The 10,747-nt window shown below is 39.6% G+C and carries 9 protein-coding genes and 1 pseudogene; 4 read left to right on the plus strand and 6 right to left on the minus strand.

Annotated elements, in window-relative coordinates; translation table 11 throughout:
• The 3 genes from B3S92_RS07835 to B3S92_RS07845 form a co-directional block, all read right to left on the minus strand.
• Positions 1-559 (minus strand): hypothetical protein (locus tag B3S92_RS07835; protein ID WP_296204619.1); only part of this gene is annotated, 559 nt, incomplete at its 3' end.
• Between the two features lie 86 nt (positions 560-645).
• The gene (locus B3S92_RS07840) at positions 646-1,593 is read right to left on the minus strand and encodes an OmpA family protein (protein WP_296204622.1); all 948 of its coding nucleotides are present in this window, start codon (positions 1,591-1,593) and stop codon (positions 646-648) included.
• 172 nt (positions 1,594-1,765) lie between these two features.
• Positions 1,766-2,827 carry a helix-turn-helix domain-containing protein gene (locus tag B3S92_RS07845; protein WP_296204623.1) on the minus strand — a complete coding sequence of 354 codons (1,062 nt, stop codon included), beginning with the start codon at positions 2,825-2,827 and terminating at the stop codon, positions 1,766-1,768.
• A 1,316-nt stretch (positions 2,828-4,143) separates the two neighbouring features.
• On the opposite strand from B3S92_RS07845, the gene B3S92_RS07850 reads away from it, so the two are divergent.
• A complete protein-coding gene (locus B3S92_RS07850; protein WP_296204625.1) occupies positions 4,144-5,025 on the plus strand; it encodes a bile acid:sodium symporter family protein in 882 nt (293 codons plus the stop codon).
• Between the two features lie 178 nt (positions 5,026-5,203).
• Here the strand turns inward: B3S92_RS07850 and B3S92_RS07855 are convergent, their stop codons facing one another.
• Entirely contained in the window at positions 5,204-6,124 is a 921-nt protein-coding gene (locus B3S92_RS07855) for a lantibiotic ABC transporter permease (protein ID WP_296204627.1), read from the minus strand.
• Positions 6,125-6,399: 275 nt separating this feature from the next.
• Between B3S92_RS07855 and B3S92_RS07860 the strand changes: the two genes are divergently transcribed.
• Positions 6,400-6,855, plus strand: a complete 456-nt coding sequence (locus tag B3S92_RS07860) for a winged helix-turn-helix transcriptional regulator (protein WP_296204631.1) — start codon at positions 6,400-6,402, stop codon at positions 6,853-6,855.
• 22 nt (positions 6,856-6,877) lie between these two features.
• Here the strand turns inward: B3S92_RS07860 and B3S92_RS07865 are convergent, their stop codons facing one another.
• Positions 6,878-8,215: an NtaA/DmoA family FMN-dependent monooxygenase gene (locus tag B3S92_RS07865; protein ID WP_296204634.1), complete on the minus strand. Its 1,338-nt coding sequence runs from the start codon at positions 8,213-8,215 to the stop codon at positions 6,878-6,880.
• A gap of 165 nt (positions 8,216-8,380) precedes the next feature.
• A complete protein-coding gene (locus tag B3S92_RS07870) occupies positions 8,381-8,848 on the minus strand; it encodes a MarR family winged helix-turn-helix transcriptional regulator (RefSeq protein WP_296204636.1) in 468 nt (155 codons plus the stop codon).
• A 487-nt stretch (positions 8,849-9,335) separates the two neighbouring features.
• Between B3S92_RS07870 and B3S92_RS07875 the strand changes: the two genes are divergently transcribed.
• Together B3S92_RS07875 and B3S92_RS07880 are read left to right on the plus strand one after the other, a co-directional pair.
• Positions 9,336-10,331, plus strand: coding sequence for an NADP-dependent oxidoreductase (locus B3S92_RS07875; protein WP_296204640.1), 996 nt, complete (start codon positions 9,336-9,338; stop codon positions 10,329-10,331).
• 109 nt (positions 10,332-10,440) lie between these two features.
• Positions 10,441-10,747, plus strand: a pseudogene (locus B3S92_RS07880) (alpha/beta hydrolase); the annotation flags it as partial.

Genomic DNA, 10,747 nt, shown 5'->3' on the forward strand with positions numbered 1-10,747 from the left:
TACCCACTTTAACCTCAGTCGGTGCGCTAGGTGCTTCAGAGTCACTGCCCGAGTCTGAATCGCTGTCCGAGTCGCCTAAAGCTGCACCAGCAATACCAAGCCCTGACAATCCCATTAACCAAGGTAATGCATTAAAACTATCCGATTGACTAGCACCAACCCACCAAGGGGCTAATTGTGCTTTACCTCCAAGAGCTTGACCTGTAATGTCACCAGAAGATAATTCTGTAACGAAGTCAGTAATCTCACCTGAGTCTGGAACGTAGTAATAATAAGCTCCGTCTTCAGCAAGACCGATTAAAGCACTATCTGGACTGTGATAGAACCCTTCAATAATTAGATTGCTTTCTTGATCTTCCTCATCAACCAATACGTGGAGGTCTTTGCCTACTCTTTTGGTGATGATATGTTGAGGGGCTTTCCCTGTTGCTTTGTCAACCAGTTCATAGTTTACTTCACTAGCTGCTTTGATCACTGTTGGTTTAGCATCTTGAGTTACTACTTTGTGCTCAGCGATAGTTTGTGTGGCGTTATTTACTTTAACAATTACTATTTTCATAATGGTAGTCTTTGAACATTTATAACAATAAGGGTTCTAATAAATAGCTAAATACAAACAAAGGGATTTACTTTGATGTTATATCTCTATTGAGTTTCATTAATAATGACAATCACTCGGCGATTGTTCTGCTTCCCTTTAGTTGTTTCATTAGTATCAATTGGTTCTGACTTCCCATATCCTTTGGTCGTCAATCTATTTCGATCAATGCCATACTTATTAACCAACTCTGCTTTTACAGCATCAGCACGAGCTTGAGATAACTTTAAATTATAGCTTGCTGAACCTGCACTATCTGTATGACCTTCAAATATAGCTTTCACATCCCTGTTAGTTGATAAAAAATTAGCCACATCATGAAGTCGCTGTTGATAAGTTGGTTTAATTTTTGCACTATCAAAATCAAAGAGCACATCAACCGTCATAGGTTTATTTACCTGATCAGGCTCTTCGACCTGTGCAGTGTCTTTTGTAGTAAGGACACAGTTTTTTGCCTCTACTCTATTTTTTTGGTGTGTTTGTTCATTGAGCCCTTGTAACAGCTTTAGGGCTACTGACTCTTCTACAGATTTAATAGAGGCTTGGTTTGTTTTGGAATCTAGCTCTACTTGGTAATAGTATGTTTGCTGAGCATTAAAGAAGGGTGTGAGAGTTTGCTCATTGAAAGTACTGTTATACGAGATACTATTTTGAACACCAATGATTTGGTCGCCATTACAAACGAGAGATTGTGAATAGTGACCTGAGTGCAAGCTGGTATGGAACAGCCCATCGATACCAATATTGATGCTGCTTGAGGGAGATTGCTCTAAGCTAGTATGTATAAATACTACTTGGCTTTGATTAGCTTCTAGTTGGGAGCTATCTTGAGCAACATAGGCATCACCTGTTTTGTTCCATTGGACACTCTCAATTTTATTTAGTTGACGCCCACCATCTTCTGTACTGATATCTTGGTTGATGGGTGTATTAAGTGTTTGACAGCCTGTTACAACAGATAAACATAATAAGCTAGATAAGAATTTATATTTCATATATTTTATGCTCACTAAACTTCCAGCAATGAGATTAAATTTGCTTGAAATCCACCAATGTCATATCTTATATATAATTATATAATTTCTTAATGCATTATAGATTATCGTTAATTTCAACTGACTCATAATCACATAAATTTATAATGTATTGACTCATAATCACATAAATTTATATACAACTATCACGGTAAGCCTTAGGAGTCATGCCAAACCAACCTTTAAAACATTTAAAAAATTGGCTAGCAGACCTATATCCTAACAAGTAAGCAATTTCATTAGTCGATACATTTTTTTCTGCTAGATATGACTTTGAAAGATGCTTTCTAGTTTCTTCTAGAACCTCTTGAAATGAAGTGTCCTCATCTCTAAGTCTTCGTTGCAATGTGCTAACACTTATATTCATTGCGTTCGATACATTACAACGCGTAGGTTCAGTAAACCCTAATAGAGTTTCAATAACAATTGCACATCGTTGCTTATAGCTAAGTTTAGTAACCTGTAACGAAAGCAGATTTAACAGAGGATTAATAAGGAGTTTTTTTCCAATATCTTCTCCATTCTGTATGAGAAAATCGATAGCATTACTGCCATCATCTTTATTTTCAAATCCATATACCAAGCTTGTTGTTTGACTACACTCAATAGGAACTTTGAAGATTGACTTATAGTAATCTAATTTATATGTACCCTTTCGATGGCTAATCTTTATATTTTGTATAACTTTTGGACAAAACTCTTCCATAATCCTATAAATAATTACCAGCACCCCATCAATTTGATGTTTATTCAAGGCATACTCTTCTTTGAGAACTAAATCGCACCTGATTTGACTTTTTTCGAGTACCCATTCAGGAGTAATTGCTCCAGTGAAAAGTGGGAAAAAGCAGTGCACTAACCTACTGGCTAACAATAACAGCACCTGTTCATTAATATCTAAAAATGGTTTTATGCACTCATTTATAGATTCATAAAAAGGTATTGATTCAAAATTCATTTTTGAATACACCTTTAAGCCCAGATAAGTATCCTGGAAAAAATCACATATAGCGCCAAACTCTTTATTTACTATATGTATAGGGATCATATCTCCTTTATAATTATCAACTTCTACATAATATTCTAGAATTCTAGATATGTCCTTTTGGCGACCTTCTTCAAGTAAATATAGATTAGTTGCCTCTCTAATTGCATAAACTACACTTCTATGCGTCTTGTAAATTTCCACAGCCATACTTATCTCACACCTTTTTTAATCCTCACAACTCATTTAGTTGCTAAGAAAACTAAAGTTATCGTTTTTCTATTGATATACTCCCACCACTAAACTTAATATTTATAGTGTGGGAACCTTTGCGGCCTATAGCAACCTCAATCTAATATTGTGCTATCACCTTTGCCAATACACCCATACTTACGAATATTGTATTGGTGAAGCTCTTTATACAGTAGCAAGTCCTGCTATATCAGAGAAAGCTTACGGTTCTTTATAATGTTATTTACCCTATTCAAAGCTTATAGTGCTATATCGGGGACACTGGTAACTACGCTTGGCGGTTTCCTTAGATTTGAAACGTTGTAACTTAGCACGACTCTTGAAGAAGTTGCTAAAAGCAGTATGAACTTTAAGCAGGAGACTCAGTAAAAATGGGCTGTTGACCCTCTTCAACCAGAAAAAATCAGCTATTTTCTCTTTCTTGACTAAAGAGCTTGTGCTTAGTTTGGGTAAACGCGGTATTTGTAGGCTTTAGACTTGGCTTGTGAGCAGTATAGAATATGGAAATAATCTAGCACTGCTTCTATATGTCATCGATTATAAGCAGTCGACTAAAATCCTATTATCACTGTATTTGTCAGCTAAACTACCGTTTTGTTAGTGCTAGTCACATTGTTAGTGTTAGTCACAAAATACCGCAGAAAATGTTTAACTGGTGATATGCGCGATAGGCTAAAACAAATCTTGACCCATTGATGAGGAGTAAGTTTACAAAGCATTTATTCTAGCTTCACTGGGAACAGGTTTTATGAGCTAGGGTATATTGTTTAGTAAATATTGGTAGCGATACGATTAATACTATTGGGTAGTATATCGAAAAAAAACGCCCTGATTAGGTTGCCTATTTTCACATCTCTACCTAAATTATAAACTATAGGTAGAGATGTAAGCACCATAATATAAAATTGCTCGTATTCAGCCGGATTTATAATAAACAAGATAAGCTATTGGCGACTTGGTATCTACTCATCAGCATGCAAGACGCTCAAATACATGCACACGATGTGAGTCAATGCTATTACTGACACTGGCAAATCGAAGTCTCACTTGAATTGCTTAAAAGTACAGGTCAGCATTTAGAGGATTGGTTATAGCAAAATGGCTGGACTATTCCAGTGGCTTAACTTTAATGAGCTTGTGAATCACTACCCCCCTACTATACGAATATACTTTGCTGAGACTACTATAAAACTTATATAGATACCTATGGCTAAGTGGCAGGATTTTACAGAGCCCTACGATAAAATTATAAAGCCATTAAATAGAGAGAAATTATGTTCCAGCTTTTACCATTATTTTTGGCTTACATCATGTTTGCCTTAGGTTTACAAACCCAACTTTCTGACTTTAGACAGGTCTTAGTACAACCCAAAGCACTAGTAGTAGGTTTGGCGATGCAGCTGCTGTTAGTGCCCCTTGTGGCCTATGTATTGGTCAGCTTGTTCGATGTACCCAGTCAGCTTGGCTTCGGCATTATGCTACTTAGTATTTGTGCCGGCGGTATCACCAGTAATATGATGAGCTGGTACGCTGGGGGCAAGATAGCCTTATCTATTGCGCTTACCGCTATTACCAGTATGATAGCCATCTTAACCGTACCGCTGTGGGTTCAGTTTTTATACCCAATGTTTTTTAATGCTTTGCCAGTAGATTTTTCTATTACTTCTCTATCGCTGCGAGTATTACTGATAACTACCGTACCTGTGTTGCTAGGTATTGCCGCTCGTCATTATTTCACCGCTTTTGTCACTAAATACCAAAACCGATTACAACAGGTGGCAAATATATTATTTGGCTTAATGGTAATAGGTGCCACTATTAGCGATTGGGACCTGCTAATGTCTCAAATTACGGACATTGGTATTTTGGTTTTACTGATGGCTTTTTTGCTTCTGAGTTTGAGTTTATTACTATCGAATTTATTCAAACTTGATTCGGCCGAGCGTAAGACCTTAGCTATCGAAGTCAGCTTACAAAATGGGGCTATGGGCATTGCACTAGCCAGCTTGCTAAGTCAGTCTGATAAGCTTTCAGCGTTTGCCCTTCCCTCAGCCATTTATGGGGTATTGATGAATTTTGTGGTGTTGCCTTTTGTTTTTTATCACGCTTATCAGCGTCGTCAACAAAGCGCTCAACAAAAATTGCAGCAACGCTAAGCACTATTAATATCAGTAGCGATGTAAGGGATATTCCCATTGCATACTAATGCAACTAAATAACAAGACAAAAAAGATAAAAAAACTAAACCTTCACATAAGCTGCCTAAAAAAATAAAAGTAATATTTAGCTGATAACGGTATTAGTGAAGATAAACGATGTCTGTTACTCAGAAAATTACTGCTGATGTTGCTTATGACGTTGCACCATATATTTGCCAAGTAGTGGTAAGCAGAACGCTGGGAGTTGAAAAGCACCCAATAACGGTAAAAACAGGGTACCCATAAAAGGAACAGTGATGGTGTAAGCCAATAACACATTGCGTCCACCACATACTATCGCTGCGACGATAGCATTTTCATAGCCAAAACGTCGATATACAAAATAAGCGCTGAAATAAAAGAACAACGCCAACACAGAGCTAAGCATTAGTAAGGAAAACGCTTGCCATGGATCGTTATCAAATGTCTCACGAAACCCGGCCATTAATCCCAGTGGAAATAGCAGCAGCAGTAAAATATTAAACTGCCCAATCTTGGGATAATAGCGAGACAAAACAGCAGGGGCAATGAAGCGGCGTGCCAGCACCGCAAGTACCATGGGCATAATGATATACACCACCAAGCGTTGGACATAAGTGACCAAATCTAAATGAGCGTTCTTATCGCCCAATAACCACAATACGCCCAATAAGGTGCAAGGCATAACCAACGTAGCAGAAATCGTTTTTGCCATGGCCAGCTGTGCATCAAAGCCCACGGCATTGACCAGTGCCCCACTCCCGAACAAAGGCGCGGTGGCACCAAGCCCTGCAATCGCCAACAGCAAGTCGCCACGGACACCGAGCGCATAACTGATTAATACTAAAATTAGGCTCATGCCCGCACTTTGTAGCACTGCAAAGCCCCAGACATAGCGTGTCGCAATACGCTTTAACAGCGCATATTGATCAATCCCCAATAAGGTAAAAAACATTAGGAAAAACAGCACTTCAGGCAAATAGGCCAATACTGCATTGGATAAGTCTGGAAAAATAAAGCCCACAACGGCGCAAAGTGGCATAATTAACGTACTATGACGCGCTATAAAACGAAGCATGGCGTTTCCTAAAACTTAATTTAAACTAACGCTTATTTAGACTTCCATCTATGTTATGCAAGGCAAAAAGCCATAGTGTCTAAACAACCCCTATTTTTCAGACCCTACGTTATACAATGATTCTGCATAAGTTACAAATATAATAGTATTTGCTATTCGAAATTTTGATTAGACATAGAAGATAGAACAACGTTGAAATCGGAGTCAGTTCACTTAAACCATCGCCATTTGCGGTACAATAAGCTTTATTTAATAAAAAACCAATAGTAACTATTATGGCTAAATTACCCTTAAATAAACCCAACCTTGCAGCCTGCCCTATTGCCCGCAGTATTGCTGTGTTTGGTGATGCGTGGTCTATGCTTATTTTACGAGATGCCCATATGGGTCTTACTCGCTTTGACGAATTTCGCACCAGTTTGGGTATTGCGCCATCAGTACTTACCAAGCGCTTGGCCACCTTAGTTGAAGAAGGGTTGTTTGAAAAAAGATATTATTCTGAACATCCCCCACGTGAGGAGTATCTACTGACACCAGCAGGGCAAGAGATATTGCCTATATTATTTATGCTAGGCGATTGGAGTCGCAGACATAAGCCTTATGATGATCCGTCACTTATGCCCGCTTTTATAGATACAGAAACAGGCGCTGAGATAGAGCCTATCGTCATTGATAAAAATACAGGGATAGAAATTGGCAAACGTGCGATACACCGAAAAAGAAGGGTTTAGTGTAAAGAAAGTTTCAGCCGCCTTAACTATTAACACCCATAATGCGCGGATCAATACCATATTGCTCAGGCACACCCAAATGCTCGCGTAGAGTCGTTCCCTCATAATCAAGATGAAACAATCCACGATCTTGAAGGATCGGCACCACACCATCTACAAAGTCATCTAATCCGTCATGATAAGCATCAGGGATAACCCAGAAACCATCACAGGCTTCAGCTTCAAACCATTCCTGCATATGATCCGCTACCTCAGTCACTGTTCCAGCAACCACTGGTTGATAATCGATTACCCCATGAGCCAGAATGTCACGGACGCTCCACCCTTCATGGGCAATTTCCAATGCTCTTATTGCACGTGTATCACCTCCCATAGCTCGAGCTTGTGACAGCTGATCAGGTGAAAGCGGTTGATCCAAATCATTCATGTCCAATCTCACCCCCAGCATATGTTGCAAATACCCAGCACGTTGATCCAGTGTCTTTCCGACCAGCTTAATACGACGGTCGAGTGCCTCGCGCTTATTATTTGCAATACTGGTAATTAGACCGGCAAAAAACTTAAATTCGTCAGGGTTACGTCCAGACTTCTCCACAGCATTACGAAAGGCGGCACGCTGTTTGCGAGCATCATCAATGGTATAAGCTGCGCCAATAAAACCACTAGCATAGCGGCCTGCAATGTCTAGTGAGTTGGGGCTAGCAACTCCAGCATGAAAGATTACGGGTTGACCTTGTTCAGAGGGCGGGATATATAACGGTCCCCGTGATGCCACATAATCCCCACCTAGATTGATTGGAGCGACTTGGTCGGCTTTAGCGTATTCACCAGTTTCCTGATTGGTCACCCAAGCATCTTTTCCCCAGCTCCCCCACAAGGCCTGAATAATCTGAATCATCTCATGTGCTCGTTTATAACGCTCCTGACTCGAAGGAATGCGTTGGCCATAATTGGCAGCGACATCATCGCTAGCTGACGTCACAGCATTCCAGCCGGTTCTTCCATGATTCATGATATCTAGCGCTTTGAACTGACGCGCCAGATTAAAGGCTTCATTAAAAGTAGTCGAGCCAGTAGCGACCATACCAATTCTTTTGGTCTCCCGTGACACAGCGGCCAGTGTCATCATTACGTCGAGGTTGAACCCTGATGGCTCATGATTCAGATCGCCTGTGATAGTGTAAGGTCCATCGGGCAAAAATAGGAACTGAAATTTGCCACGTTCAGCTGCCTGTGCCTGTTTGACTTTGGCATCATAGCTAGTATAGGCTCGGGGATCAGTGCCGGGCATACGCCATGCATCAGCAGTCGCACCATGACCATTGCCTAAATGCATGCCGAGAATCATTTGACGTTTCATTTTTTGAACTCCTAATTTAGCTTAAAGTAGATTATCGATCTATCCATATTTCCGTAAAATCTGACCGATAACTCAGTGCATCTGATGCTGATAATCCGCATTTTCTTCCGTTACGATATATAACTACATTTATCGCAAGTATCTTGTATCAAAACTTTGTAAAGGTTAATGAGTGGCAGGCCAAGCAAGGTCATTAAGGGTATCTTTTAAGTCCATAGCACCTTTCTGATCGAGCTTACACGCACTTCTTATTTGCCCGCTAATAGCTAGTACATCATCTCTTAGCGCCTCACCTGCTGAAGTGAGATTTATTAAGACGCGACGCTCATCTTCCACATCACGTGCTCGCGTCACTTTACCAGCAATTTCAAGTCGCTTAAGGATAGGCGTAATGGTGCCCGTTTCCATATTTAATCTGGTACCAAGATCCCCTACTGTACGCGGCGTTCCAGCAAATAATTCGAGCATGACTAAGTATTGTGAAAATGTCAGCCCAAGTGGCTTAAGAAAGGGTTTGTGAAGCTGCATCATACGATTGGCAGCGCCATACAAGGCGAAGGATAACTCATTACTAACCCCCATAGGATGAGGCGATAATGACTTATCTTCTAGTTCTGTAATAGATTTTTTCATGATGCTCCATATATAAAATTAATCGTCAAAATAATAGATTCACATCTGTGGGACTTATCGTCTGAACACTATAAATTGGAAAGCTATACTATGCAGTGCTCTATAAATAACATGCGCTATTATATAGTGCACTATATAATAGCACAATATAATATTTAGAGTCATGCATCACCGCCATTCTATAATCAAGCTCCACTTCAGAGCGAACTGTTGAATCAATATAAATATGTCTCATCACGCTAATAGCAAATCTTTCTATATACCTAGCAGATAATCGATTAATACTAAAATTAGGCGTCTACCCGTACTTTGAAGCTCTGGAAATATTGAAAATATTTATTTCAGTATAGTAACTATCTTTTTAGTAGTAACATGCATATTTTTATATTATTATCTTGTTATGAAACATGCTCTGACTTTCCAAGTTTTACTTGCGCGATGTGGGCTATTGAACTCCCTTACTATCCTCAATTTTAGGTAGCATATTATGCGAGCCGCTTATATAAGCCATTACGGCAATCTTGATCAAATTCAACTTGGCGACCAACCTGCACCACTCATTCAGAGTGATGAGGTTTTAATTAAAGTACATGCAGTCAGTATTAATCCATTGGATTTGCGCATGGTCGAAGGCGAATTTAAAGCAGTTATACCAGTAGAATTTCCTTTCATCTTAGGCAATGATTTGGCAGGAATTATTGTTAAAGTGGGTGCAAATGTTCGCAAATTTAAAGTGGGCGATGAGATTTTTGCTAAGACCGATAAGCAAGGTTCTTTCGCTGAATATACAACGCTTAAAGAAACTTCAATTGCGCTGAAACCTAAGAATATTTCTATGACGCAAGCTGCTGCTCTACCTTTAGTTGCGCTAACAGCCTGGCAGGCCCTAATAGAAATAGCCCAGTTGAAACGTGGTCAAAAAATCCTAATTCATGCCGGTTCTGGGGGTGTGGGTTCTATAGCCATTCAACTTGCTAAACATTTAGGGGCCTACGTCGCTACAACGGCAAGTGCCAAGAATGCCAATTGGCTGGCAGACTTAGGGGCAGACCTCGTCATCGACTATAAAAAGACTAATTTTACTGATGAGCTGGTAAATTATGACGTGGTATTTGATACACAAGGGGGCGATACTTTAGAACAATCGCTACAAGTTCTAAAGGCTGGCGGTATCGTCGTGAGTATAGCTGGACAACCCGACAAAAACATGGCGAAAGCGATCGATGCAAACTGGCTTATGAGTAAAATTATTCCCCTACTCAGCTTACCTATTAGAGTTAAAGCCAAAAAACAAGGCATCCGCTATCACTTTTTATTTATGCAGCCAAATGGCGAGCAATTGACTCGTATTGCTGAACTCGTAGAAGCAGAAGAAATTGTTCCTGTACTGGATCAAATTTATGACTTTAGCGACTTTGAGAAGGCGATTAGTCACGTAGATAGCGGTCATAGCAAAGGTAAAGTAGTGGTAAATTTACTGTAGTGTTTCACTAAAATTAATCTACAAAACATACCTATGGAAGACGTCCTTTAGAATAAGGACCAGTTTTTATTGAAACTGTTAACTAAAAATAAAACGGATACTATGTACTATGCAAACATTCGAACGTACGATCACTTTAGAAAGTAAAAAAGCCCGCTATTACGACCTGTCTGGTTTGATTAATAATGATGAAACTACCAAACTTCCTGCTGCACATTTTTATGGGGGTAATGGCTTTACTACGGGGGTCTATTTACCTTTATTGACCAAACTCAGTGAGCAATTTACTATCACCAGTCTTGCCTTACGAGGCTATTGGCATGACTTGCCTTCAGTGAAGAAACTCACCCGCGAAGAAGATGCCGATATCTTGATTGATTTTTTGGAGAAAACACAAGATAATACCAATTCCACAA

This window comes from Psychrobacter sp. UBA3962, assembly GCF_002385225.1.
Taxonomy (GTDB): domain Bacteria; phylum Pseudomonadota; class Gammaproteobacteria; order Pseudomonadales; family Moraxellaceae; genus Psychrobacter.

What these genes read in the sequence shown, in the direction of transcription:
- B3S92_RS07875 (WP_296204640.1), top strand. Translation starts at nt 9,336, where the DNA reads ATGCGAGCCGCTTATATAAGCCATTACGGCAATCTTGATCAAATTCAA.
- B3S92_RS07865 (WP_296204634.1), bottom strand. Translation starts at nt 8,215, where the DNA reads ATGAAACGTCAAATGATTCTCGGCATGCATTTAGGCAATGGTCATGGT.
- B3S92_RS07850 (WP_296204625.1), top strand. Translation starts at nt 4,144, where the DNA reads ATGTTCCAGCTTTTACCATTATTTTTGGCTTACATCATGTTTGCCTTA.
- B3S92_RS07855 (WP_296204627.1), bottom strand. Translation starts at nt 6,124, where the DNA reads ATGCTTCGTTTTATAGCGCGTCATAGTACGTTAATTATGCCACTTTGC.
- B3S92_RS07845 (WP_296204623.1), bottom strand. Translation starts at nt 2,827, where the DNA reads ATGGCTGTGGAAATTTACAAGACGCATAGAAGTGTAGTTTATGCAATT.
- B3S92_RS07860 (WP_296204631.1), top strand. Translation starts at nt 6,400, where the DNA reads ATGGCTAAATTACCCTTAAATAAACCCAACCTTGCAGCCTGCCCTATT.
- B3S92_RS07840 (WP_296204622.1), bottom strand. Translation starts at nt 1,593, where the DNA reads ATGAAATATAAATTCTTATCTAGCTTATTATGTTTATCTGTTGTAACA.
- B3S92_RS07870 (WP_296204636.1), bottom strand. Translation starts at nt 8,848, where the DNA reads ATGAAAAAATCTATTACAGAACTAGAAGATAAGTCATTATCGCCTCAT.